The following is a 25,487-nucleotide window of genomic DNA, read 5'->3' on the forward strand; positions in this document are numbered from 1 at the left end:
GGCGGTGGGCATGGCCCGGGCCGGCGGCGGTGGCCGCCGGCCCGGGTCGTCGGTGCAGCGCGGGCGAGCCGCACCGGTTCAGCGCGTGAGCGCTCGGCGTCAGCCGTTGAGGATGTCCTCGATCTGGACGTCGACGTCCGCCGCGAGTGCGGCGACGTCGCCGCCCTGCGCGATCTTGACGAAGAAGTCCTCGAGGATCCGCGCGGCCTCGACCTCGGCCCAGTTCGGCGATGCCGGGGTGAGCTTGGCGTTGCCTGCGGCTTCGGCGAACGCCAGAGCCTCGGGAGTGTCGCCGAGTGTCGACGACAGCGACTTCTTGGCCGGGATCAGCCCGTTCTCGCCGTAGATCGTCTGGAACTCATCGCTCAGGATGATCTCCAGGGCGCTCTTTGCGAGGTCGGGGTTGGCCGACTTCGCCGAGACGCCGATGTTCGATCCACCCGCGAACACCTCGGCGGCGTCGCCGTCCATGCCCGGTAGGGCGTAGACGAACGGTGCGGCCGGCGGGTTGTCGGTCTCGCACTCGCTGGCCAGTCCCAGCGCCCAGTTGGGGGCGGAGAACTGGATCGACGAACCCTCGCAGTAGGGCGTCCACGGCTCGGCGTTGTCGCCGTCCTTGGGCGCGACCGAGGCGGTCGTCATCAGGTCCTGCACCTGCAGGAGGCCGGCGACCGACTCGTCCGAGCTCAGCTGCGCGTCCCACTCCTCGCCGTCCTGGACGGCGATCTCGCCGCCGTTCTCCCAGATGAAGGGGAGAGCGTTGTACCAGTCCTGGCCGGCGAAGTAGATGCCCGACTTGCCGGGGTTGGCGGCGGCGAGCTCCTTCGCCTTCGCGATGTAGTCGTCGAGCGTGGCCGGCGCCTCGGTGACGAAGGCCGGGTCGGCGAACACGACGCGAGCGCCGGCGTAGAGCGGCGGAGCGTAGAACGCCCCGTCGTACGAGCCGGCCTCGACGAAGCCCGGCAGCAGGTCGTCGCCGCCGAGGTCTTCGTACATGTCGCTGAGGTCCAGCAGCGCGCCCACCGACGTGAAGGCGGGTGCCTGGGTGTTGCCGAACTCGACCACGTCGGGGCTGTCGGAGCTCGACAGGCTCGTGGTCAGGCGGTCGACGAGGCCGTCCCAGCTCTGCTCCTCGATGGTGAGGGTCGCGCCGGGGTTCTCCTCCTCGAAGGTCTCCTTGAGGTAGTCCCGTGCCTCCTGCGGCGTGTCGGTGCCGTTGAGCCACACGCGGATCTCGGCGCCTTCGGTCTCGGACGAGGATCCGTCGTCACCGGCGCCGGCACAGCCGGCGAGCACGAGCGCAGAGGCGCCGAGGAGCGCCACAGCTCCGAGCGTCTTCTTCATGGTGTCTTCCTTTGTGTTCTCTTGGTGTTCGGCTGGGTCGGGTGACCCATCCGGGGGGTTGGGGGCCGAGGCCCCGCAGGAGGAGCGCCGCGCGGTGCTACGACACTCCGAGCTGACCCGACAGGACCATGACCGCCGCGCCGCGCAGGACGATGTCCTGGCCTTGCTCGGTCATGCGCACCCGGACGGCGTCGTCCGCCGAGGGAGCGAGTGTGCGGGCACGCAGGGTCTCGACGGTCTGGTCCGCGAGGGATCCGCCGAGCAGTTCGGGGGGACCGGAGAGCACGATCTCCGAGACATCGAGGGCGCCCACAACGGGAGCGAGCGCGATGCCGAGCCGCTCCCCCGCGTCGCGCAGCACGCCTTCACGGGCGTCGTCATCGGATGCTGCGGCCAGCCGCTTGCTGAGCGAAGGCACCGACAGCCACGCCTCGAGGCATCCCACTTTCCCGCACGCGCACTGCGGCCCGCCGTCGGTGCCGACCGTCACGTGGCCGATCTCGCCCGCGGCGAATCGGCTGCCGCGCATCGGCTGGCCGGCTGCCAGCAGTCCGGAGCCCACACCGCGGCCGACTTTGACGAGAAGCACATCCTCGGCAGAGCCGCCGAAGGTGTACTCGGCCAAGACGGCGGCGTTCGCGTCGTTGGCGACGAGCACGGGCAGACCGAGCGCCTGACGGAGCGCGCCTTCGAGGTCGAACCCGGCCCATCCGAAGTTCGGGGCGGTCACGATCACGCCGTGATCGTCGACGACGCCCGGCGTCCCGACGCCGATGCCGAGGACCGGGGCGTGGGAGTCCGCGACGAGTTCGCGCGCCAGCTCGACCACGGTCGCGACGAGATCCGATGCCGCCGGGACCGGCACCTCGCGCCGCGCGACGATGTCGCCGTCCAGCGTGAGGACTGCGCCGATGAAGGTGTCGCTTCCCGACAGGTCCAGCCCGACGATGCGGTGCCCGGCACGGTCGAGGTCGACCAGGATCGCCGGCTTGCCGGGTCCGGAGGCCTCGCGCACGCCCATTTCGGCGACGAATCCGTCAGCGATCAGCTCGGCGATCAAGTCCGAGATCGTGACGCGCGTCAGTCCGGTCTCGCGTGAGAGATCGGCGCGGCTCATCGCGCCCTGGTGGAACAGCGTCTGCAGCAGGAGCGAGCGATTGTGACCGCGCGCGTGCTCGGGCAGGACCTTCGCACCCTGGCGGAGCGTGCGTCCGGGAGCGAAGGCGCTGCGCGTGCCGGCGTTGGTGACCATGTTTGTTAGTAGACCTTACGAACAAACAATCCGCAAGCCCCGTTCCCCGACTTCAGCGGGGTCTTTACCGAACCGTTACGAGCTCGCGACCGCGCGACGGGAGCACCCGTTGCCGCATTCACGGGGTCGCTTACAGTGGAGCCATGAGCACGACTCCGCCGCGCCGTGGCGCCGCCGGCCGCCGCCTGGCCACTCTCGCACTCGCGGGTGCGGCGCTGCTCGGGCTGACCGCGTGCAGCGGCATCCCGTTCGTCTCGCAGACCGCGTCGCCGTCCCGCAGCAGTGCTCCGACCGTCGAGGACGAACCCGGCGACAGCGGTCAGTCGACCGCGGATGCGTGCGCACTGGTGGAGGACACGATCGCGCAGGCGACGGACGAATTCGCGAACATCTCGAGCGAGGACCCGACGGCGGTGATCGACGCCATGCAGGCGGCCGGACAGCGCATCGCCGAGGCATCCGCCGCCATCACGAACGACGAAGTCGCCGCCTTGCTGCCCCCGCTTCAGGGGATGTTCGAGCAGGTCGCCGACGTGATGGGCGCGATCGGCCAGGGCGATGTCGCCCGGATCGCCGAGGTCGAGGAGCTCGGAACGAGCTTCCAGCAGGCGATCGAAGAATTCCAGGCGGTCTGCGCCCCCTGACCTGGGGAAAGGTGTGACCTAGCCGTAATCCACGGACCGCCCGCGTCCCTTACCATAGTGACTGACGTTGCTCATGCCGGGGGGTGAAGACGTGACGGATCTCGCCACCAAGCCGAACGCCGACGAGGCGTCGAACGGCGATGCCGCCGACGGTGTCGCCGAGCAGGCGACCGCCGATCTCGCCCTCACCGAAGACGCCCCCACGGGCGACGGGCCCGCCTCGCCGACGTACGCGTGGGCACCACCCGAGCCGCAGCCGAAGAAGCATCGCACCGCGATGTGGATCGGGATCGGCGCCGGTGCCGCGGCGGCCGCCGCGATCGTGGCCGCGTCGCTCATCCTGATCGCTCCCGGAACGACCGTCGCCGGGGTCCCGGTGGGCTGGCTCACCCCGGGCGCGGCGGCCGACGCCATCGAGCAGCGCCTCGCCGAGACCACGATCGTCCTCTCCGGCGACGGCGTCGAGGCCGAGGTCACCGGCGCCGATCTGGGCGCCTCGGTCGACGCGCGCGCCATGGCCGACGCAGCCTTCGCCGCGCACCCGATGTGGAACCCCACTGCCTGGTTCGCCGCACCCATCGAGGCCGAGGTCACGCTCGACACCGAAGCGGCGACAGAGGCCCTGCGCGCTGCCGCGCCAGACCTCTACACCGATCCCGTCGATGCGACGCTCGCGTTCGACTCCGCCAGCGCCACGTATGTCGTGACCCCCGCCCTGCTCGGCACCGGGATCGACGTGGCCGCCGTGCAGCAGGCCGTGCAGAACGCCTTCGATGCCGGCGGCATGAGCGTCGAGTTCGACGTCGTGCCGGCCGAGATCGAAGCTGCGATCCCCACCCCCGCCGCCGAAGCGACGGCCGGTCAGCTCAACAGCATGCTGGACACGGTCGGCTTCTACATCGGCGAAGAGCGCACGGTTCCGGTCGATCGCGCCGTCGCCGCGTCCTGGCTCACGATCACGCCCGCTCCCGCGGAAGGCGCCTTCGAGATCACCGCCGATGCGGCGGCGATCCAGCCCGTCGTCGACGGGCTCGCCGCGGCCGTCAACCGGGCGCCCGAGAACGCGCTCGTGATCACGAACAGCGCCGGGCGGGTGCTGCGCACCGAGGCCGCCGGGCAGAGCGGCCGCGAGCTCGGCGACACGCAGAGCGTCGCGGACGACTTCGCGACGCAGCTCAGCAGCGGAGACGCCTCGTTCGATCTGCCCGTCAACGAGGTGCCGGTCACGACTGTCTCGCTCGCCCGCCGCATCGAGGTCGACCTCGGTGACCAGCGCGCGTACCTGTTCGAGAACGAGAGCCTCATCGGCTCCTACGTGATCTCTTCTGGCCTCTCGGACACCCCGACGCCCACGGGCAACTTCACCGTGAACGGGTACTCGCGCCAGCAGAGCATGGGGTGCTTCGAAGGCGCGCCGTACTGCGTCCGCGACGTCCCCTGGGTCACGTGGTTCGCGCCCGACATCGGATTCCACGGCGCCAACAGCCTGCGCTCGTCGCTCGGATACCCCCAGAGTCACGGCTGCGTGAACATGTGGGACGCGCAGGCGAAGTTCGTCTACGACTGGAGCGCGATGGGAACCGAGGTCTGGGTCCACCACTGACCCGCGCCCCCACGACAGAGAAGAAGAGCGGATGCCGAGGCTGGGCCCACGCGCCCGGGGGCTCCGGGCGACGCGCCAGCGGCGCCTGGAGGGGGCGTGGGGACCGCTCTTCTTCTCTGTCGGGCTTCCTGGTCTCTCAGCTCCGCGGAGAGACGAGGCCGTCGATGATCTCGTTGAAGGTGGCCGACGGGCGCATGACGTCCGCGACCAGCTCGGGGTCGGGGCGGTAGTAGCCGCCGATCTCGACGGGTGAGCCCTGCACGGCGACCAGTTCGCCGACGATCTTCTCCTCGTTCGCCGCGAGGACCTCGGCGACCGGCGCGAAGACGGCGGCGAGTTCGGGGTCGGCCTGCTGCTTCGCCAGCTCCTGCACCCAGTAGAGGGCGAGGTAGAAGTGGCTGCCGCGATTGTCGATCGTGCCGAGCGCGCGACCGGGCGACTTGTCGTTCTCGAGGAACGTGCCGGTCGCAGCATCCAGCGTGTCGGCCAGCACCTGCGCCTTGACATTGCTGGTGAAGTCGGCGAGGTGCTCGAGTGACGCGGCGAGCGCGAAGAACTCGCCCAGCGAGTCCCAGCGCAGGTAGTTCTCCCCGACGAGCTGCTGCACATGCTTGGGCGCCGAGCCACCCGCGCCGGTCTCGAAGAGGCCGCCGCCCGAGAGCAGCGGCACGATCGAGAGCATCTTGGCGCTGGTGCCGACCTCGAGGATCGGGAACAGGTCTGTGTTGTAGTCGCGCAGCACGTTGCCGGTGACCGAGATCGTGTCCTCACCCTTGCGGAGCCGGTCGAGCGAGTACTGGGTCGCCGCCGCCGGGGCCAGGATCTCGATCGTGAGGCCCTCGGTGTCGTGGTCGGCGAGGTACGTCTTCACCTTGCCGATCAGCTCCGCGTCGTGCGCACGGGTCTCGTCCAGCCAGAACACGGCGGGGGTGGCGCTCGCGCGAGCGCGCGTGACGGCGAGCTTGACCCAGTCGCGGATCGCGATGTCCTTGGTCTGGGTCGCGCGCCAGATGTCGCCCGGCTGGACGGCGTGCTCGAGAAGCACGTCGCCGGAGCCGCCGACGACCTGGACGACGCCGGGTGCCGCGATCTCGAAGGTCTTGTCGTGGCTGCCGTACTCCTCGGCCGCCTGCGCCATGAGGCCCACGTTCGGCACCGAGCCGATCGTGGCCGGGTCGAGCGGGCCGTGGGCGTTCACGTCGTCGATGACCGTCTGGAAGACGCCCGCGTACGACGAGTCGGGGATCACGGCGAGAGTGTCGCCCTCGCCGCCGTCGACACCCCACAGCTTGCCGCCGTTGCGGATGAGCGCCGGCATGGAGGCATCCACGATCACGTCGGAGGGCACGTGCAGGTTCGTCAGGCCCTTGTCGGAGTTGGTGTACGACAGACGCGGGCCGCGTTCGAGGTCGGCGGCGATCGCCGCGGCGATCTCGTCCCCGCCCTCGACCGACGGAAGGCCGGCGAGGATCGCGCCCAGACCGTCGTTGGGCGTGAGTCCCGCCTCGGCGATCTTGTCGCCGTACCTCGCGAACACGTCGGCGAAGTAGGCCTTCACGACGTGGCCGAAGATGATCGGGTCGCTGACCTTCATCATGGTCGCCTTGAGGTGCACCGAGTACAGGATGTCGTCGGCCGCGGCATCCTTCAGCGTCTGTGCCAGGAACGCGTCCAGCTCGGACGCCGAGAGGAACGTCGCGTCGACGATTTCGCCGGGCAGCACCTTCAGACCGGTCTTGAGCTCGGTGACCGTGCCGTCCTCGGCGACGTGCCGGATGGTGAGCACGTCGTCAGCAGGTGACACGAACGACTTCTCGTTCGAGCGGAAGTCGTCGTGGCCCATCGTGGCCACGCGGGTCTTCGACCCTTCGGCGAACGGCTTGTTGCGGTGCGGGTGCTTGCGGGCGTAGTTCTTCACCGACAGCGGAGCGCGGCGATCGCTGTTCCCCTCACGCAGCACCGGGTTGACGGCCGATCCCTTGATGCGGTCGTACCGCGCACGGACGTCCTTCTCCTCCACGGTCCCGGGCTCGTCCGGGTAGTCCGGGATGTCGTACCCCTGGCTCTGCAGCTCGGCGATCGCGGCCTTCAGCTGCGGGATCGAGGCCGAGATGTTCGGCAGCTTGATGATGTTCGCCTCGGGCAGCGTCGCGAGGCCGCCCAGCTCGGCGAGCGCGTCCCCGACCTGCTGCTCGGGCGTGAGCTTCTGCGGGAAGGCGGCGAGGATGCGGCCCCCCAGCGAGATGTCGCGCGTCTCGATCTCGACCCCGGCCTGCCCGGCGACAGCCTGGACGATGGGGAGGAAAGAGGCGGTCGCAAGCGCCGGAGCCTCGTCGGTATAGGTGTAGATGATGGTGGAGTCGGTCACCTGGAATCCTTCGTACGGGTCGGCCGACAGCCTATCGCACGGGGCCGAAGATATCTCGACGTCAAGATATCTCGCCCGATGAACTCCGTGTGAAACCGTGACCTCGGCGATGCCGGATGTCGCCATCCGGGCTAGCCTGTGCTTCATGGGTGATCTGCGACTCGTCGAACTGTCCGCCAGCACGATCGTGGCGGTCAACAACATGTCGCTCAAACCCGGCCAGGAGCAGTTCCTCGCACCGGTCAGTTACGGCGTGGCCGCGACCGTGGTCAATCCGCAGACGACGTGGCAGCGGGTGGTCCTGGACGGCGAAGAGGTGGTCGGTTTCGTGAGCGCGAACTTCGACCCCGAAGAGACGCAGGAACACTTCCGGTCCGTGCTCTGGCGCATCAACGTGGACGCCGACGACCAGGGCCGCGGCGTCGGCCGATTCGCCGTCGCCGGCCTCCTCGAAGAGGCCCGCAACCGCGGCATGGACCACGTCGACGTCATCTACGAGGCCGGCGAAGACGGCCCCGAGGCATTCTTCCGTCGTGTGGGCTTCACTCCGGTGGGTGAGACCGAGTACGGTGAGGTCATCGCGGAGATCCGTCTGTAATCCAGATACCCGTCAGACCTGACGTCTCCGCACGGATCACCCTGTTGCCGGGGTTTCTCGAGACCGGCGGCGGGGCCTCGAATACCCCTCCCCCATCGAGGCCTCGTCGCCCTCGGATTTCGTCGCGCTTCGGAATCGGAATCGGCCCCGCCGCGAGCCGCTAGGGTAAGCGCGTGCCGAGATTCGACCTTCCCCTCGCTGAGCTTGAGCAGTACTCCCCCGTCGTCCGGGAGCCCGCCGACTTCGACGACTTCTGGTCGTCGACGATCGCCGAGGCGAGGCGGCAGGATGCCCCGCCCGAGGTGGTGCCGGCCGACACTTCGCTCAGGCTGCTCGAAGTCTTCGACGTCACGTTCCCCGGCTTCGCCGGTGAGCCGGTCAAGGCCTGGCTCACGCGGCCGGCGGGCGTCGAGGGTCCGCTCCCGGCGGTCGTCGAGTTCAACGGCTACGGCGGCGGACGCGGCCTGCCGGGCGAGCGACTCGGCTGGGCGGCCGCGGGTTACGTCCACCTGTTCATGGACACGCGTGGCCAGGGCTCGATGTGGGGCTCGGGCGGGCAGACTCCCGACCCGCACGGCTCCGGCCCGGCGTCTGCGGGCTTCATGACCCGCGGCATCCAGGATCCCGCCACCTACTACTACCGCCGAGTCTTCACCGATGCGGTGCGCGCGGTCGACGCGGTCCGCAGCCTGCCCGGCGTCGACGCGGACCGTGTGTCGGTCTGCGGCGGCAGCCAGGGCGGCGGCATCGCGCTGGCCGCCGGCGCGCTGAGCGACGGACTTGTCGCCGTCATGCCGGACGTCCCGTTCCTGTGCCACTTCGAGCGGTCGGTGGGGCTCACCGACTCGGACCCCTACCAGGAGGTCGTGCGCTACCTCGCGGTGCACCGCGGGGCCGGCGAGCGCGTGTTCGAGACGCTTTCGTACTTCGACGGCGCGAACATGGCGAAGCGGGCGGATGCCTCGGCACTCTTCTCCGTCGCGCTCATGGACACCGTCTGCCCGCCGTCGACCGTGTACGCGGCGTACAACCGCTACGCCGGGCCGAAGCAGATCGAGGTGTACACGCACAACAACCACGAGGGCGGCCAGGCGTACCAGTGGGCGGCGCAGGCGCGGTTCCTCGCCGACCTGTTGTAGTCCCGCGGGATCGTTCAGATCGCCTCGAGGTGCAGCACGAACGCCTGCAGCGGCCACAGCGTGGGCAGCTGGAGACCGACCTCGGAGAGCACAGCCCCCGGCAGTTCGATCTCGCCGGCGCCGAACCACTCGGGCGCGATCCAGCCGTGCCTGGCGTCGCCGATCTCGCGGCGGACTCGCACGCGGTACCGACGATCACGGTCCAGCCCGGGAATCCGCAGTCGCTCGGCACGGGCGTCCTGCAGGCTCGCCACCGTCGCCACGACGACGACCGCCGCATCCTGGCCCACGAAGCCCGTAGCCCGCCAAGCATTGTCGCGCAGTTCCGGATGCACGACCCTGCCGGTGTGGACGACCGGTCGCAGCTCTTTGTAGAGCTTCGCGAAGCGCCCGATGGCGGCGGTCTCTTCCTCATCGCACGACAGGATGTCCCACTCGAACCCCGCTGATCCCATCAGGCTGGTCGCCATCCGGTACGACAGCGCGGTCGTGCGCCCCGACGAGTGCGAGGTCGTGGGCCCGACGTGCGCGCCGACCAGTTCGGGTGGCAGCAGCAGGCCGGTCCAGCGCTGGATATCCTGCCGCTCCACGGGATCGTTCGAGTCGCTCGCCCACACCCGGTCGGTGAACGCGAGGATTCCGAGGTCCGTGCGTGCGCCGCCGCTCGAGCACGACTCGATCTCCAGCGCCGGATGCCGGGTCTTCAGCTCGCGCAGCAGCGCGTAGACCGCGATCATCTGCGCGTGGCCGCCGGGCCTGCCGGCATGCACGCTCTCGACGAGATCGCGATTGTGGTCCCATTTGATGAAGTCGATGCCGAGTTCGTTCACGAGGGCATCGATCTGGCCGAGCACGTGGGCGTAGGCGCCGGGGTCGGCGAGGTTCAGCACGTACTGCTGGCGCCACGAGAGCGACGCGGGGTGCTCGAGGTGCCCCGGGTCATGCAGCAGCCACTCGGGGTGCGCCCGGGCGACGTCCGAATCGAGACTGACCATCTCGGGCTCGAACCACAGACCGAACTGCATGCCGAGCGCGTGCACCCGGTCGGCGAGCGGCGTGAGCCCCTCGGGCCACACCGTGCGGTCGACGACCCAGTCGCCGAGGCTGGTGGAGTCGTCGCGACGACCGAGGAACCATCCGTCGTCGAGCACGAACCGCTCGATGCCCACCTCCGCGGCCCGCTCGGCGAGCGCGGTGAGCCGTGCCGGATCGTGGTCGAAATACACCGCCTCCCACGTGTTCAGGACGAGCGGCCGGGGCGAGGACGGATGCTGCGGCCGCGCACGCAGCCACGTGTGCACGCGTGCCGCGAAGCCGTCGAGGCCGTCGGTCGAGTGGACGAACGCAGCCCGGGGCGCGCGGTACTCCTCTCCCGGAACCAGCCGGATCTCACCGGGACGCAGCAGCTCGCCTGCCCCGATCAGGGTCACGGCGTCGGTGACGCGGTCCAGCCGCACGGTGAGGTCGCTCGACCACGCGAGGTGCACGCCCCACAGCTCGCCGGCACCCCAGCGCGGTTCGCCGATCGAGGCGATCGCGGCGACGGGGTTGTCGTGACCCGGACGGCCCCGGCGGGACTGTCGGACGGTCGCGCCGGCGGGCATGGCCGTGACGACGGGCCGCTTCTCGCGCGCCCAACGGCCGTCGAAGGTGAGCAGGGAGTCCGTCGTCGACGGCACCGGCAGGGTGGCCTCGAGCCAGTCGACGTCGACGGGCGCCGCATCCTGCTCGCCCTGGTGGACGAGTGCGTGCTCGACCCAGACCACGCCGCCGGCCTCGACCCCGATCGAGATCGTGAGGAGCAGGCCGGATGCCTCGTCCCGCGCGTCCACCCGCAACCGGTCCTCACCTTCCTCCGTCCCGGTCACGACCCAGCGCGGGTGGTGCACGATGCCGCCACGGCGCAATTGCATCCCGGGGCGACCCGACCAGCCGTCGCCCTCCTGCGGTGCCAGCGAGAGCTGCCACGCGGCATCGAGGGTCCCGGGAGGGCTCTGCCGGCTGAGGGCGGACGCAAGCGCGTCGAGGTCGATGCCTGCGCTCACGGCGCCTCCCCAGTGCAGCACATGCGGCAGGGCATCGCCCATCTGTGCGATGAGCAGGGCGACGCCGTCGCGCTCGAGGTGGAAGAGACGTCGGGTCATGCGGGGTTCCTCTCGGACGGGAGTCGTTCGCCGGTGCCGCGCTCGAGGATCCACGTGGGCATCTCGAGGCGGCGCGTGAAGCCGGCCGGGTCTTGCATGCGCTCGATCGCGATGCTCGCTGCGGCGCGCCCGAGGCCGACCGGATCATGCGTGATGACGGAGACCCCGAGCACGTCGGCGGTGTCGAAGTCGTCGAACCCGACGAGCGCGGTGCGGGTGTCGCCGCGGTCGCGCAGCACGCGGAGCGCGCTGATCGTGACGCGGTTGTTGCCGGTGATGATCGCCGTGGGGGCATCGTCGGCGTTGAGCAGGTCGGCGATGAAGCCGTCTGCGGGGACTGCGAGATCGTCCGCGAGGCGCTCCCAGCGGGCGGAGTCGTGGACGCCGTAGGCGGCGAGCGCGTCGCGATACCCACGCAGCCGCTCCGCCTGCGTGTAGACCGACGCCGGATTGCAGACGTAGCCGATGCGGCGGTGACCCCGCTCGAGAAGGCGCGTCGTCGCGTCGTAGACGCCCCGATGGTTCTCGAGCACGATCGAATCGGCTACCAGGTTCCGCGCCGGCCGGTCGATCGCGATCACCGGGGTGCCGAGATGGCGCTCGCCCTCGAGGTACGACTGGTCGTCGGCGACCGGGATGAGCAGGAGCGCGCCCAGGCGCTGGCCGAGCAGCGCCTCGGCGACCCGCTCCTCGCCCTCGGCGGTGTCGTCGGTGGTGGCGACCACAAGCGAGAACCCGCTCGCCGACAGTTCCTTCTCGATGCCCGCGGCGACCTTGTAGTAGAAGGGGTTGCTCAGCTCGCCCATGATGAAGCCGATGGTGTTGGTCGAACCGCCTCGCCGCAGTCCCCGGGCGAGCGGATTGGGCCGGAAGCGCAGCCGCTTCGCCGCGGTGAGGACCCGCTCGACGGTCTCGGGGGCGACGAGATCGCGGTGAGTGAAGACCCGTGAGACGGTCTTCGAGCTCACGCCGGCGAGCCGGGCGACGTCTTCGAGTGTCGCGCGCTGCTGAACGGTCATACGGCGCCTCCTTGCGGGCCGCCTTCACGCTAGCATCACGGACAGCGCGATGTCCACGTAGGACATTTGACGGACATTCGAGTCATGTCATGTTCGCTGGACTCAAATTTATCGCTGATCAACTTCTCTTTTTCAAGGAACAATGTCGTCCGGACAGAGAAAGACAGCGATGACATTCGGCTCTTGCGAAAGCGTTTCGCCACTGCGTACTCTGACCCCGCGACGAACGCGCGCTGATGTGGCCAACGCATCGGCGGTTCAAGGGCGAACCTGACAAGGAGACATCTCATGGCGAAGAAGGCATTCGCAGGCATCGCGCTGCTGGCCACCGCCGCGGTCGCGGTGAGCGGCTGCGCCGGCGGCGGCGCAGCCGACGCCGACAACACGATCGACGGCGAAGTGAAGGGCGACATCAAGGTCGTCACGTGGCGCACCGACCTGGTCGAGGACGGCACCTTCGAGAAGTACGCGGAGGAGTTCAACAAGGAGTACCCCGACGTGAATGTGACGTTCGAGGGCATCACGGACTACGCGGGCGAGATGCAGACGCGCATGTCGACCACCAACTACGGCGACGTCATCGGCATCCCGGCGATCCAGCCTGATCAGTTCGACCAGTTCCTCGAGCCGCTCGGCGAGACCGCCGACTTCGAGGACACGTACCGCTTCCTGCCTCCGGCGAGCTTCGAGGGCACGCAGTACGGCATCGCCTTCGGCGGCAACTCCAATGGCGTCGTCTACAACAAGAAGGTGTGGGAAGAGGCAGGGGTGACGGAGCTGCCCACCACCGAGGAGGAATGGCTCGACGCGCTACAGCTGATCAAGGACAACACCGATGCCATTCCGCTCTACACGAACTACAAGGACGGCTGGCCGCTGACGCAGAGCTTCGGCAACCTCGGCGCCATCACGAACGATCCCGACGCGACGAGCAACATGGCCGAAGACCCCGCGCCGTGGACCGAAGGCAAGGACCAGTACGCGATCGACTCGCTGCTGTACGAATCGGTGGCCGCCGGCCTGACCGAGGACGACCCGCTCACGACCAACTGGGAGCAGTCGAAGGTCGACCTCGGCACCGGCAAGATCGCCGCGATGACACTGGGGTCGTGGGCGATCTCGCAGATGCAGGCGGCTGCCGAAGACAACGGCGCCTCCGCGGACGACATCGGGTTCATGGCGTTCCCGGCCAACGTCGACGGCACGCAGTACGCCGTGATCGGCGGCGACTACAACCTCGCCGTGAGCAAGCACTCCAAGGCGAAGGCCGCCGCGTGGGCATGGATCCAGTGGGTCGTCGAGGACTCCGGCTACACCGAGACGCAGGGCATGATCTCGCCGGTGATCGACAAGGACCTGCCCGACTCGCTGCAGGGCTTCGCCGAGGCCGGAGTCGAGCTCATCGAGATCAACCCCTCCGCCCCCGGCAAAGAGGGCCTCATCAACGAGGTCGCCGACGACTCCCAGATCGACCTCTACGGTCCGATCTACCGGCAGAAGCTCGTCGACATCGCCCGTGGCGCGGCGGACGGAGACAAGGAGAGCTACTTCGCTGAGCTGAACGAGCGCTGGGGCGCATCGGTCGAGAAGCTCGCGGGCTGAGCGAGAGGACGGCAGCGACATGGCCATTGCAGCTCCGGGTGCCGCACCGGCGGATGCCCCTGCCATCCTCAGCGCGCCCGCGCGGGCGCGGCGACTCGGCGGGTTCAACCGCCGATCCGCCCGCCCGCGCGGGGGCTCCGCCGGACGGAGCCTCCTGCAGAAGCTCACGCCGTGGTTCTTCCTCGCCGCGGCGGTCGGGCTGCTGCTCCTGTTCACCTACTGGCCGGCGGTCAACCTCTTCTACTACAGCGTCACCGACTGGGACGGCATCGACCTGGAGAAGAACTTCGTCGGGCTCGACAACTACGTGCAGGTCTTCACCGACCCGCGGATCTTCGCGGTCTTCGGCGTCAGCCTGTACTACTTCCTCGCGTCGTTCGCACAGATGGCGATCGCCCTGTATTTCGCCGCGCTCCTCAGCTTCTCGACGCGGTTCTCGAACCTCTTCCGCGGCATCCTCTTCTTCCCGTATCTCATCAACGGCGTCGCGATCGGGTTCGTCTTCCTCTACCTCTTCCAGCCCGGCGGCACACTCGACACCGCGCTCGGCTGGTTCGGGGTGACCGATCCGCCGCAATGGCTGGGCAACCCCGATGTCGTCAACTGGTCGCTCGCCGGCACGTCCGTCTGGCGCTACACCGGCTTGAACTTCGTGCTCTTCCTCGGCGCGATCCAGTCCATCCCCCACGACCTCTACGAAGCCGCCGACCTCGACGGCGCCAACCGCTGGCAGCAGTTCTGGGCGATCATCTTCCCCGGCATCCGCCGCGTCGTCGGCCTGTCCTTCATCCTCGCGATCGCCGGAAGCCTCTCGGTCTTCGAGGTGCCTTTCATCATGACCGGGGGCGCGAACGGATCGGCCACCTTCGTCATCCAGACGCTCCAGACCGCTTTCAGCTTCCGGCAGGTCGGGCTCGCTTCCGCGATGGCCGTCGTGCTCCTGCTCATCGTGCTGGTCGTCACATGGATCCAGCGCCGCCTGTTCCCCGACGAGAAGGTGGACCTGACATGACCACCCAGCCCCTGCGGACCATGCCGTTGCGCACCACTCCCCCGACGAGGATGCGCGGACGCAGCCTCGGCGAGCGCCTCCGCGGCGTCAGTGCCAACACCGCGAAGTACCTCAGCCTGATCATCGCCGCGGTCATCACGCTGCTTCCCCTGTCGGTGCTCCTGTTCGCGAGTTTGAAGACAGCGCCCGAGTACGCTCAGACCGGCCCGTTCGACCCGCCGGCGAACTGGCTGAACTTCGACAACTTCGTCACGGCGTTCACCAGTGGCGAGATGCTCGAGGGCTTCGTCAACACCACGATCGTGCTCGTCGTGTCTCTGGTGGGCACCGTGCTGATCGGAACGATGGCGGCCTACGCGCTGGACCGTTTCAGGTTCCGCGGCAAGAAGCTCGTGGTCGGCCTGTTCCTGGTCGCGACGCTCATCCCCGGCGTGACCAGCCAGGTCGCCACGTTCCAGCTGATCAACGGCCTCGGGCTCTACGACACCAAGGCCGCGCTGATCCTGCTGTTCATGGGCACAGACATCATCGCGATCTACCTGTTCATCCAGTTCATGCAGTCGATCCCGGTGTCGCTCGACGAGGCCGCGATGATCGACGGTGCCAACCGGTGGACGATCTACTGGCGGATCGTGCTGCCGCTGCTCAAGCCCGCGATCGCGACCGTCGTGATCATCAAAGGCATCGCGGTGTACAACGAGTTCTACGCACCCTTCCTCTACCTGCCGTCCGAGGGCATGATCTCCACATCGCTGTTCCGGTTCAAAGGACCGTTCGGCGCGCAGTGGGAGGTCATCGCCGCCGGAACCGTCGTCGTCATCATCCCGACCCTCATCGCCTTCCTGCTGCTGCAGCGCTGGATCTACAAGGGCCTGACCTCAGGAGCCGTCAAGTGACCTCTGCCCTCCCGCTCACCGCACCGCTCGCACGCGTCCCGCTTCACAACGGCTGGCACCTGCGTGCCGCTGCCGGACCGGCGCCCCAACCGATCGCCGCGGCATCCGTCACCGCCGTCGTGCCGGGATGCGTGCACACCGACCTTCTGGCGGCGCAGCTCATCCCCGACCCGTTCCTCGACGACAACGAATCGGCGCTTGCGTGGATCGGTCTGGTGGACTGGGAGTACGCGACCACGTTCGAGTGGGCTCCGGGCTCGGCCGACCGCACCGACCTCGTCTTCGACGGGCTCGACACCGTCGCGGTGATCACCCTGAACGGTCACGAGCTCGGGGCGGTGGCGAATCAGCACCGCTCGTACCGGTTCGACGTCCGCGACGCGCTGGTCGAAGGCGGGAACGAACTCATCGTGCGTTTCCGCTCGCCCGTCAAGTACGCCAACGAGCAGAGCGTGGCACTGGGCATGCGAGAGCGCCCGTACCCGCTCCCCTACGACGCGATCCGTAAGTCGGCGTGCAGCTTCGGATGGGACTGGGGCATCGCGACCTACACCAGCGGGATCGTCAAGCCGGTGGGGCTCGAGACGTGGTCGGTCGCTCGTCTGGCGCAGACGCGCGTGGTCGCGACGCCGCACGGCGCCGGCGGCGTGATCGAGGTCGACATCGCCATCGAGAACGCGACGGATGCCGCATCCGCTCTGTCGGTCAGCGTCGAGGTGAACGGTCCGGGCCTCGGCGAGCCGGCCGCTGCGGCGGCGGAGATCGTCCGCGACCGCGCGCGCGTGCGCGTCGAGCTGCCGGCGGTCCAGCGCTGGTGGCCGGCAGGGTACGGCGAGCAGCCCCTCTACGCGGTCGACGTGAGCCTGGTCGACGCCGACGGCGAGGTGAGGGACACCGTCCACCGGGTCGTGGGGTTCCGCGACGTCCGCTGGGAGACCACGCCCGATGAGAGCGGCACGCCGTTCACACTCGTCGTCAACGACCAGCCCGTGTTCGTGAAGGGCGTGAACTGGATCCCCGACGACGCCCTGACCGTGCGCGTGACACGGGACCGGCTGCGCCGCCGCTTCGAGCAGGCGCGTGGCGCCCACCTGAACCTGATCCGGGTCTGGGGCGGCGGCCTGTACGAGTCCGACGACTTCTACGAACTCGCCGACGAGTTCGGACTGCTGGTGTGGCAGGACTTCCTGTTCGCGTGCGCGGCGTACGCCGAGGAGGAGCCGCTGCGTTCCGAGATCGAGGCCGAAGCCCGCGAGAACGTCGTGCGGCTCGCGCACCACGCCTCTCTTGTGCTGCTGACCGGCAACAACGAGAACCTGTGGGGCTACGAGGACTGGGGGTGGAAGCAGCGCCTCGACGGCAAGACGTGGGGCGCCCACTACTACTACGAGCTGTTCCCGGCGATCGTCGACGAACTCGCCCCGCACGTGCCGTATGCCCCGGGAAGCCCTTTCAGCCCGCGAGCCGGCTGGGACGGTTCGGCCCAGACCGGGCCGCACCCCAACGACGAGCGGCACGGCAGCATGCACCTGTGGGAGCAGTGGAACCGCCGCGACTGGACGACCTATCGCGAACACCGGCCGCGGTTCGTCGCCGAGTTCGGCTGGCAGGGACCGCCGACCTGGACCACGCTGACCCGGTCCATCTCGGACGACCCGCTGACCCCGGAATCGCCCGGCATGATCGTGCACCAGAAGGCGATGGAGGGCAACGTCAAGCTCACCAGCGGATTGGTTCCCCACTTCCGGATGCCGGAGGCCATGGAGGACTGGCACTGGGCGATGCAGCTCAACCAGGCGCTGGCGGTGCGCACTGCGCTCGAGCACTTCCGCTCGTGGGCGCCGCACACGCAGGGCGCGATCGTGTGGCAGCTCAACGACTGCTGGCCCGTGACCTCGTGGGCGGCGATAGACGGGGACGAGAGGCCCAAGCCGCTGTACTACGGCATCGCGCACGCCTTCGCGCCCCGGCTGGTCACGATTCAGCCCCGCGAGACGGGCCTGGTCGCCGTGCTCGTGAACGACACCCCCGACCCCTGGCAGGGCGAGCTGACCGCCCGCCGGGTGAGCTTCGACGGCGACACCCTCGCGCTGTTCGCACAGACGGTGACGCTCGCCGCGCGCGAGACGCTGACGGTCCTGCTGGCGGCCGACATCGCCGAGGCGGGCGACGCGGGCGGCGAGCTGGTCGTGGCCGCTCTCGGCGACGTGCGCGGGACGTGGTTCTTCGCCGAACCGCGCGACTCCGCGCTGACCGCCCCGGTCGTCGACGTGCGCACCGAGGCTGCGCCCGGCGGCACGCTCGTCACGCTCAGTGCGTCGACCCTGGTGCGCGACCTCTCGCTGCTGGTCGACAAGGTCGACCCGGGTGCCGTGGCCTCGGACGCCCTGCTCACTCTGCTCCCGGGTGAGAGTGCGACAGTGCTCGTGCGCCACGGCGGCGGGCCGCTCCCGGCCTCCGCGCTGTCGGATTCCCGCGTCCTGCGCACCGCGAACGAACTGGTGGTCCGATGACCGCCGCACTCGCCCGATCGCTCGAGCCGTACGTGGCCGGGATGACCTGGGGCTGGACGGGCGTGCGCGGCACGTGGGCCACGGCCGAGGCATCCGATTCCCTGCGTTCGATGGCCGACCACGGCGTCAACTGGACCGCCCTCTCCTACTCGGCCCTGCAGGCGACCGCGCAGTCGACCGAAGTGCGCTTCCGCGAGGAGCCGACCGTCACCGACGACGAGATCGTGTGGGCGATCCGCGAAGCGAAGGCGCGCGGGCTGAAGGTCTGCCTGAAGCCGGTGGTCAACGTCGCCGACGGCACGTGGCGCGCATACATCGGGTTCTTCGACTGGGACGTCCCCGGTGAGCCGAGCTGGACGGAGTGGTTCGCCTCGTATCGCGAGTTCATCCTGCACGCGGCACGCCTCGCCGAGGCGGAGGGCTGCGAGATGCTCTGCGTGGGCTGCGAGATGGTGCGCGCCGACACTCGCGCCCAGCAGTGGCGCGCGCTGATCGCCGAAGTGCGCGAGGTCTACTCGGGTCTGATCACGTACAACTGCGACAAATACCAGGAGGATCGCGTCACGTGGTGGGACGCCGTGGACGTCATCACCTCGAGCGGCTACTATCCGATCGACCGGTGGGAGGCCGAGCTGGACCGCATCGAGCAGGTCGTCACCGCGCACGGCAAGCCGTTCTTCTTCATGGAGGCCGGGTGCCCGTCGCGCGAGGGATCGCCGGACCGGCCGAACGACTGGGCGCTGCCGGGGGGCCCGTCGGGCGAGGCTCAGCTGAGGTATTACGAGGCTATGTTCGCCGCCTGCGACGCCCGGCCGTGGATGCGCGGGTTCATGCTGTGGGACTGGCCGCCTCGCCTCTACGACCTGGAGGACGCCGCCGCGAACGACGACTACTGCCCCTACGGCAAGCCCGCCGGCGCCTTCCTGCGCGACCGGTACACCGAGCTCCGCGAGCGGAACACCGCGCTTCGTGACGGAGCCCCCCAGTGACCGCCGGAGTGCTGGCGATCGACGCCGGCCAGACCGGGATCAAGGTGCGCCTCGGCGGTCACGACATCGTCTTTCCCGGCATCCGCACCGACGAGCCGCTGCTCCCCCAGCTGGCCGCCGTCGCACGCGGCGCCGTCGAGCGGACCGGGGTCCCGGCATCCGTTATCGCTGCCGGCGTCTCGGGTCTCACGACGCGAGAAGCGGATGCCGCGGCCCTCCTCGCCCGCATCGACGACGCCGGCGTGCGCGAGGTGCTGCTGGCGCACGACTCCACGACGTCGTTCCTGGGGGCGCTCGCCGACGGGCGCGGCGCAGTCGTCGCCGCCGGCGGCGGGGTGGTCACGCTCGCCGTCGGACGCGACAGCGTCGCACGAGTCGACGGGTGGGGTTACCTCATGGGCGACGCGGGCAGTGGGTATTGGATCGGCCGCGAGGCCCTCGACGCGGTCATGCGCGAGTACGACGGACGCGGGCCGGCGACGCGCCTGACCGACGTCGCGCGAGAGCGCTGGCCCGACCTCGCGCAGGCCTACATCAGCCTGCAGTCCGCCGAGGACCGCGTGAGCATCATCGCCTCGTTCGCCGAGCCGGTCGCCCGGCTGGCCTCGGAGGGTGATGCCGTGTCGCAGCGGATCACGGTGCGCGCCGGCGGCGAGCTCGCGCACAGCGTCGAGACGGCGCTGCGCCGCGTCCGCACCGAGGAGTCCGAGCGGTTCTCGGTGTGCGCGATCGGCGGGGTCTTCCGGTCCGTGCGGCTGCGCGAGGCGTTCACGTCGCACCTGTCGGCGAGCGAGCTCGACGTCGCACTCGTCGAGCCCCTCGGCCACGGCATCGACGGCGCGGTCGCTCTCGCCGGCCTCGTGCCGGGGCATCCGCTCGCCACCGCCGTCTCCGTCGCCCGCGCCTGACCCGCGGGTCCGGCTCCTGGCGTCCGCCCGACGGAGATTCGCGCCGATGTCGGAGCATCCGGGGCCGTGTCCGCCGGGGTGTGCACGCTGCCTGACTCCGCCTCGGCCGGCGCCCGTTTGCCGGATCCGGAAACCGGAGAATCCCACGCTTTCCGGAGCGCTCACGGCGCGCCGCTCCGGAAAGCCGCGCGGATTCCGGTTTCCGGATCCGGCTTTGGGGTGCTCTCGCTCGCGTCGGCTCCTCCTCTCCTCCACAGCGGGCCGCGCGGAGCTCGCCGACGCATCCTCGTGTGGAGAGCGGCCTCGACGTGGCGAAGGCCGGGCAGGATGCCTCGCATGGTCGTCACGTCGCTCGCCGCATCCTCCCTCGTCCCGCGCATGGCGCGCGAGGTCACTCGCCTCGTCGAGTGGGTCGATAAGTCCGGTGGTCTCGCCCACCGCCGAGCGGCGGAAGACGCCGGCTTCCCGTTGGCGGCACGGCGTGCCGCTGTGCGCGGCGGGGATCTGCGCCGCGTCAAGCGGGACTGGCTCGCCACTGCGGCTGCCCCGGCTGACCTCCTCACGGCGGCCGAGAACAGCGGGAGCCTCACGTGCGTGTCGGCGGCACGGCGGCGAGGGTGGTGGATGCCGGAGGACGCGCCTGACGACATCCACATCCGGCTCGACCCTCATGCTTCATCCCCAACCTCAGCCGTCACCGCACATTGGACGCATCGGATCGCGCCGGCGCCCGGTTTCGGCCTGCTGGACTCCGTCGAAGACACGCTCGCGCACATCGCCCAGTGCCTACCGCCCGAGAGCGCGCAGATCGTGTGGAACTCAGCCCTCAAGATCGAGAAACTGACGCCGTCCGCGGTTCGGCGTGTGCGTTGGCCGAGTCGTCAGGCCCGGCACTGCGCAGATCGGGCGTCCGATCAGTCCGACTCCGGTCTGGAGACGATCCTGGTCGTGCGACTCAGCGGCTGGGGCATCCCGATGCGCCAGCAAGTCGTTCTGCTGGGCCGTCCGGTGGACCTGTTGATCGGCGAGCGACTGGTCGTTCAGACCGATGGGTTCGCGCACCACTCCACGTCAGCTCAGCGGGGCAAAGACGTCGCCTTCGACGCGCAGCTCGTCCTCAACGGCTACACGGTGCTGCGGTTCACCTACGCGCAGGTCGTGCACGACTGGGATGCTGTCGAGCGCACGATCGCCCGTGCAATCGCGGCGGGGGCTCACCTGGCTTCCTGACCGGGGGCGCCGCTCCGCGACTCGCCGCAAGTATTTCGGATCCGGAAACCGGAGAATCGCACGCTTTCCGGAGCCACCGCGGCGCGGCGCTCCGGAAACACGCCCACACTCCGGTTTCCGGATCCGGCAAGAGCGCCCGCGCAGCAGGAGCAGGACGACGGATGCCCCGGCCGGCGCGTGTGCGCGGGCCGGGGCATCCGGGGCCGAGGTCAGACCAGCGACTCGCGCCAGGCGGCGTGCAGCCTGGCGAAGCGGCCGTCGCCGCCGATGAGCGCCTCGGGTGCGTCGTCCTCGATGATGCGGCCGTGCTCCATGACGAGCACGCGGTCGGCGATCGCGACCGTCGACAGACGGTGGGCGATGATGATCGCCGTGCGGTCGGCGAGCAGCGTCTGCAGCGCATCCTGGATCTGGCGTTCGCTCGGGATGTCGAGCGACGCCGTCGCCTCGTCGAGGATCAGCACCGCCGGGTCGGCGAGGAACGCCCGCGCGAACGAGATCAGCTGCCGCTGCCCTGCCGACACCCGGCCGCCGCGCTTGTTGACGTCGGTGTGGTAGCCGTCCGGGAGTGCCTGGATGAAGGCATCCGCCCCCACCGCGCGCGCCGCGGCCTGGATCTCGTCGAGCGTCGCGTCGGGCTTGCCCAGCGCGATGTTGTCGGCGACCGTGCCGCTGAAGAGGTACGCCTCCTGCGTGACCATGACGATCGCGCGGCGCAGATCCTTCGGGTGCAGCGACCGCAGGTCGACGCCGTCGAGGGTGACTGACCCGCGCGTCGGGTCGTAGAACCGCGACACGAGCTTGGCCAGCGTCGACTTGCCGGCGCCGGTCGTGCCCACGAGCGCGATGGTCTGGCCGGCGGGGATGTCGAGCGAGAAGTCCGGCAGGATGACGCGGTCCTTCGAGTACCCGAAGAGCACGTCCTGGAACCGGATGTGCCCCTTCGCCGACCACAGGTCGACGGGCTTCACGGGGTCGGGCACCGTGGGCTCCTCCTCCAGCACGCCCGACACCTTCTCGAGCGCCGCCGTCGCGGACTGGTACGAGTTCAAGAAGAACGCGACCTCCTGCAGCGGCGAGAAGAAGTTGCGCACATACAGCACCGCCGACAGCAGGAACCCGATCGCCATCGCGCCGTCGGCGACGCGGATGCCGCCCCACGCGATGACGAGTGCGAGCGTCACCGACGCGACGGCCATCAGCGCGGGCTCGAACGTGCCGAACAGGCGGATCGAGCGCATGTTGACGTCGCGATAGTCCAACGCGAGCGCGCCGAACTCCTCGTCGTTGCGGGTCTCTTTGCGGAAGGCCTTCACCGCGCGGATACCCGTCATCGTCTCGACGAACTTCACGATGACCTTCGCGCTGATCACCCGCGACTCGCGGTACACCAGCTGCGAGCGCAGGTAGAACCACCGCATCAGGAGGAACAGCGGAAGCCCCATGACGATGAGGATCACGCCGGACTGCCAATCCACGATGAGCAGCGCGATGAGCGTGAACGTGCCGTACAGGATGCCCGACACCAGCTCGTTCAGACCACCGTCGAGCAGTTCGCGGATCGTGTCGAGGTCGCTCGTCTGCCGCGAGATGATGCGGCCCGACGTGTACGACTCGTGGAACTCCAGGCTCAGCCGCTGCGTGTGCAGGAAGATCCGCTTGCGCAGGTCGAGCATGACCGCCTGCGTGAGGCGCGCGGCCACCACCACGTACCAGCCGATCAGGGCGGCGCCGCCGATCGCCGAGAGCAGGTAGGCGGCGACGACGCCGACCGTCGGCATCCAGTCCATCCGCTCGATGACCGCCGGGAGCGCGTTGTTGAGTCCGAGACCGATGAGCCACGGACCCGCGACGCGCAGCACCGTCGAGACGACGAGTACGACGCCGGCAAGGATCAGCTGGCCGCGGACCGGCGTGATGAGCGAACCGAGGAGCCGCAGCGACCGCTTGCGGATCGCCCGGCTCTCGTCGCGCGTGTAGTCGGAGCGGTCTTCGCCGCTCGTTCCGGTGACCGTGGTGCTCACAGGTTCACCTCCATTTCCTGGTCGTGCTGACGGGCCCGCAGACGGGCCTCTTCGACCTCGAGACTCGAGATCACGTGGCGGTAGTGCTCGCTCGTGCGCAGCAGCTCGGAGTGCGTGCCGACCGCCGTGACGCGACCCGCCTCGAGCAGCGCGACACGGTCGGCGAGCGTCACCGTGGACGGGCGGTGCGCCACCACCAGCGCGGTCGTGGCGTGCAGCACCTCGCGCAGCGCGTCCTCGACGAGCGCCTCGGTGTCGACGTCGAGTGCCGACAGCGGATCGTCGAGCACCAGCACGGCGGGCCGAGCCGCGACCGCGCGGGCGAGCGCGAGCCGCTGGCGCTGTCCGCCCGACAGCGACAAGCCCTCTTCGCCGATGACCGTGTCGACCCCGTCGGGCAGGTCGTCGACGAAGGATGCCTGGGCAACCTGCAGCGCCTCGCGCATGACGGCTTCGGCTTCGGGGCTCCCGGGCACGAGGTCTTCCCGGCCGAGCAGCACGTTGTCGCGCACGGTCTGCGAGAACAGCGTGGCGTCTTCGAAGGCCATCCCGATGTGACGACGCAGCTCCTTCAGGGTCAGGTCGCGGACGTCGACGCCGTCGAGGGTCACGCGACCGCCGGTGACGTCGTAGAGGCGCGTCGGCAGCGTGGTGAGCGTGGTCTTGCCGGACCCGGTGAGACCGACGAGCGCCATCGTCTCGCCCGGCCGCAGCACGAGGTCGACGCCGTCGAGAAGGTCGCGCTCTCGGGCAGCGGCATCCTGATACCGGAAGTGCACGCCCTCGAAGGCGAGCTCACCCCGCGGGCGGTCGATGGTCTTCGGCTCCGCCGGGTCGACGATCGTGTTCTCTTCGTCGAACACCTCGAAGATGCGGTCGGTCGCCGTGCGGGCGTCGAGCATGAACGAGAACAGGAAGCCGATCGACTCCATCGGCCAGCGCAGCACCGTGGCCATCGCGAAGAACGCGATGAGCTCGTACGACTGCAGCTGACCGAGCGCGGTCAGGTAGATGCCGGCACCCAAGCACAGCGCGAAGGCGATGTCGGGCAGCAGCACGAGCCAGAACCAGATCCAGCCGATCGCGCGCGCCTTGCTCAGCTCGGTCTCGCGCAGGGTCTCAGCCTGCCGCGTGAACTTCTGCAGGGCGTGCTTGCCGCGGCCGAACGCCTTCAGCACGCGGATGCCGTGCACGCTCTCTTCGACCGAGGTCGCGAGATCGCCGGCCTGGTCCTGGGACTGGCGCGCGAGCGTGCCGTACGTCTTCTCGAACCGGTACCCCGCGTACCACAGCGGTGCCGAGGTCACGAGGAAGATCGTGCCGAGCAGCCAGTGCCAGCGGAAGAGGAGCACCGTGCCGACGGCGATCGTGAGCACGTTGACGACCAGCAGCACCAGGCCGAATGCCAGCCAGCGGCGCAGCATGCTGATGTCCTGCATCATGCGGCTCAGCAGCTGACCGGACTGCCAGCGGTCGTGGAAGGAGACCGGCAGCCGCTGCAGCCGGGAGTAGAAGGTCTGGCGCAGGTCGTACTCGACCATGGTGGCCGGCCCGAGCACGAACCAGCGGCGCAGCCACACCATGAGGGCCTCGGCGAGGCCCAGGCCGAGGATCGCGGCGGCGCCCCAGCCGATGAGGGCGATGTCGCCCGAGCTGATGGGGCCGCGCACGACCTGTTCGAGGACGAGCGGGATCGCCAGCGCGAGCAGGCTGGCGAAGAGCGCGCTGAGCGCACCGAGGCTCAGGCGCGGCAGCACGGGCTTCGCGAACGGCAGGAGCCGCGCGAGCGCTTTGGGGGTGGACAGTTCGGACCGAGGCGAGTCGACGGTGGAAGTCATGATCCTTGCGGGGATGGTGAGCGGATGACCCGGATCGGGGTCTACAAGATGCGCAGGGCGCGACGGAGCCCTCTGTGAGAGGAACGCTCCGAGAAGCGGCGGTATGCCGAGGCGGCGCCGCCGGGACGGGGATGGGGAGCGGCTACCCCTGAATGCGAAGCCGCTCCGGGGTCACGCCGTCCACGGCGGGGCGGAGGACGAAGACGGTCTTCGCGGCGACAACGGCCTGATACATGGCTCCTCCTCGGGGCTGAATGGACGGGGCTGGCGCGCCACTTCGTGAAGCGGCGCGACAGCCCTCCAGCCTATACCTGAGAAATCGCTGAGCGCAACAAGCGCTTTCCTCTCCCCCGGAAAGAGGAAC

Annotated in this window: 18 protein-coding genes; 11 read left to right on the plus strand and 7 right to left on the minus strand. The window is 69.4% G+C overall.

Features of this window, described 5'->3' with window-relative positions; translation table 11 throughout:
* Window positions 1-99 precede the first annotated feature (99 nt).
* Window positions 100-1,344, minus strand: a complete 1,245-nt coding sequence (locus HF576_RS09390; RefSeq protein ID WP_168912530.1) for an extracellular solute-binding protein — start codon at window positions 1,342-1,344, stop codon at window positions 100-102.
* Between the two features lie 97 nt (window positions 1,345-1,441).
* On the minus strand, window positions 1,442-2,596 hold the full coding sequence (locus HF576_RS09395) for an ROK family transcriptional regulator (protein ID WP_168912531.1): 1,155 nt from the start codon (window positions 2,594-2,596) through the stop codon (window positions 1,442-1,444).
* A gap of 143 nt (window positions 2,597-2,739) precedes the next feature.
* On the opposite strand from HF576_RS09395, the gene HF576_RS09400 reads away from it, so the two are divergent.
* Both HF576_RS09400 and HF576_RS09405 read left to right on the plus strand, forming a co-directional pair.
* The gene (locus HF576_RS09400) at window positions 2,740-3,240 is read left to right on the plus strand and encodes a hypothetical protein (RefSeq protein WP_168912532.1); all 501 of its coding nucleotides are present in this window, start codon (window positions 2,740-2,742) and stop codon (window positions 3,238-3,240) included.
* Window positions 3,241-3,331: 91 nt separating this feature from the next.
* A complete protein-coding gene (locus tag HF576_RS09405) occupies window positions 3,332-4,843 on the plus strand; it encodes a L,D-transpeptidase family protein (RefSeq protein WP_168912533.1) in 1,512 nt (503 codons plus the stop codon).
* Between the two features lie 136 nt (window positions 4,844-4,979).
* Here HF576_RS09405 and HF576_RS09410 read toward each other — a convergent pair whose 3' ends face one another.
* Window positions 4,980-7,211, minus strand: a complete 2,232-nt coding sequence (locus HF576_RS09410; RefSeq protein WP_168912534.1) for an NADP-dependent isocitrate dehydrogenase — start codon at window positions 7,209-7,211, stop codon at window positions 4,980-4,982.
* Window positions 7,212-7,356: 145 nt separating this feature from the next.
* Here HF576_RS09410 and HF576_RS09415 point away from each other — a divergent pair, with 145 nt between their 5' ends.
* Window positions 7,357-7,809: a GNAT family N-acetyltransferase gene (locus tag HF576_RS09415; protein WP_168912535.1), complete on the plus strand. Its 453-nt coding sequence runs from the start codon at window positions 7,357-7,359 to the stop codon at window positions 7,807-7,809.
* A 173-nt stretch (window positions 7,810-7,982) separates the two neighbouring features.
* Window positions 7,983-8,948 (plus strand): acetylxylan esterase, encoded by a 966-nt coding sequence (locus HF576_RS09420; protein WP_168912536.1) that lies wholly within the window; start codon window positions 7,983-7,985, stop codon window positions 8,946-8,948.
* A gap of 14 nt (window positions 8,949-8,962) precedes the next feature.
* On the opposite strand, the gene HF576_RS09425 is transcribed toward HF576_RS09420, so the two are convergent.
* Window positions 8,963-11,092 carry an alpha-galactosidase gene (locus HF576_RS09425; protein ID WP_168912537.1) on the minus strand — a complete coding sequence of 710 codons (2,130 nt, stop codon included), beginning with the start codon at window positions 11,090-11,092 and terminating at the stop codon, window positions 8,963-8,965.
* Window positions 11,089-12,111, minus strand: a complete 1,023-nt coding sequence (locus HF576_RS09430) for a LacI family DNA-binding transcriptional regulator (RefSeq protein WP_168912538.1) — start codon at window positions 12,109-12,111, stop codon at window positions 11,089-11,091. The genes HF576_RS09425 and HF576_RS09430 overlap by 4 nt, the downstream gene beginning before the upstream one ends.
* A 288-nt stretch (window positions 12,112-12,399) precedes the next feature.
* On the opposite strand from HF576_RS09430, the gene HF576_RS09435 reads away from it, so the two are divergent.
* From HF576_RS09435 to HF576_RS09465, 7 genes are all read left to right on the plus strand, one after another.
* Window positions 12,400-13,713 (plus strand): ABC transporter substrate-binding protein, encoded by a 1,314-nt coding sequence (locus tag HF576_RS09435; protein WP_168912539.1) that lies wholly within the window; start codon window positions 12,400-12,402, stop codon window positions 13,711-13,713.
* Between the two features lie 19 nt (window positions 13,714-13,732).
* The gene (locus tag HF576_RS09440) at window positions 13,733-14,725 is read left to right on the plus strand and encodes a carbohydrate ABC transporter permease (protein WP_168912540.1); all 993 of its coding nucleotides are present in this window, start codon (window positions 13,733-13,735) and stop codon (window positions 14,723-14,725) included.
* The gene (locus HF576_RS09445; RefSeq protein ID WP_205835073.1) at window positions 14,722-15,621 is read left to right on the plus strand and encodes a carbohydrate ABC transporter permease; all 900 of its coding nucleotides are present in this window, start codon (window positions 14,722-14,724) and stop codon (window positions 15,619-15,621) included. Before HF576_RS09440 ends, HF576_RS09445 begins: the two co-directional genes overlap by 4 nt.
* On the plus strand, window positions 15,618-18,134 hold the full coding sequence (locus tag HF576_RS09450) for a glycoside hydrolase family 2 protein (protein WP_168912541.1): 2,517 nt from the start codon (window positions 15,618-15,620) through the stop codon (window positions 18,132-18,134). The genes HF576_RS09445 and HF576_RS09450 overlap by 4 nt, the downstream gene beginning before the upstream one ends.
* Window positions 18,131-19,123 carry a glycoside hydrolase family 113 gene (locus tag HF576_RS09455; RefSeq protein WP_240948798.1) on the plus strand — a complete coding sequence of 331 codons (993 nt, stop codon included), beginning with the start codon at window positions 18,131-18,133 and terminating at the stop codon, window positions 19,121-19,123. The genes HF576_RS09450 and HF576_RS09455 overlap by 4 nt, the downstream gene beginning before the upstream one ends.
* Window positions 19,120-20,031, plus strand: coding sequence for a BadF/BadG/BcrA/BcrD ATPase family protein (locus HF576_RS09460; protein ID WP_168912542.1), 912 nt, complete (start codon window positions 19,120-19,122; stop codon window positions 20,029-20,031). Before HF576_RS09455 ends, HF576_RS09460 begins: the two co-directional genes overlap by 4 nt.
* Before the next feature lie 336 nt (window positions 20,032-20,367).
* The gene (locus HF576_RS09465) at window positions 20,368-21,261 is read left to right on the plus strand and encodes an endonuclease domain-containing protein (protein WP_240948799.1); all 894 of its coding nucleotides are present in this window, start codon (window positions 20,368-20,370) and stop codon (window positions 21,259-21,261) included.
* Between the two features lie 209 nt (window positions 21,262-21,470).
* Here the strand turns inward: HF576_RS09465 and HF576_RS09470 are convergent, their stop codons facing one another.
* Both HF576_RS09470 and HF576_RS09475 read right to left on the minus strand, forming a co-directional pair.
* Window positions 21,471-23,285 carry an ATP-binding cassette domain-containing protein gene (locus HF576_RS09470; protein ID WP_168912543.1) on the minus strand — a complete coding sequence of 605 codons (1,815 nt, stop codon included), beginning with the start codon at window positions 23,283-23,285 and terminating at the stop codon, window positions 21,471-21,473.
* On the minus strand, window positions 23,282-25,123 hold the full coding sequence (locus HF576_RS09475; RefSeq protein ID WP_168912544.1) for an ABC transporter ATP-binding protein: 1,842 nt from the start codon (window positions 25,121-25,123) through the stop codon (window positions 23,282-23,284). The genes HF576_RS09470 and HF576_RS09475 overlap by 4 nt, the downstream gene beginning before the upstream one ends.
* Window positions 25,124-25,487: the final 364 nt, after the last annotated feature.

The organism is Microbacterium salsuginis (genome assembly GCF_012524205.1).
Lineage (GTDB): Bacteria > Actinomycetota > Actinomycetes > Actinomycetales > Microbacteriaceae > Microbacterium > Microbacterium salsuginis.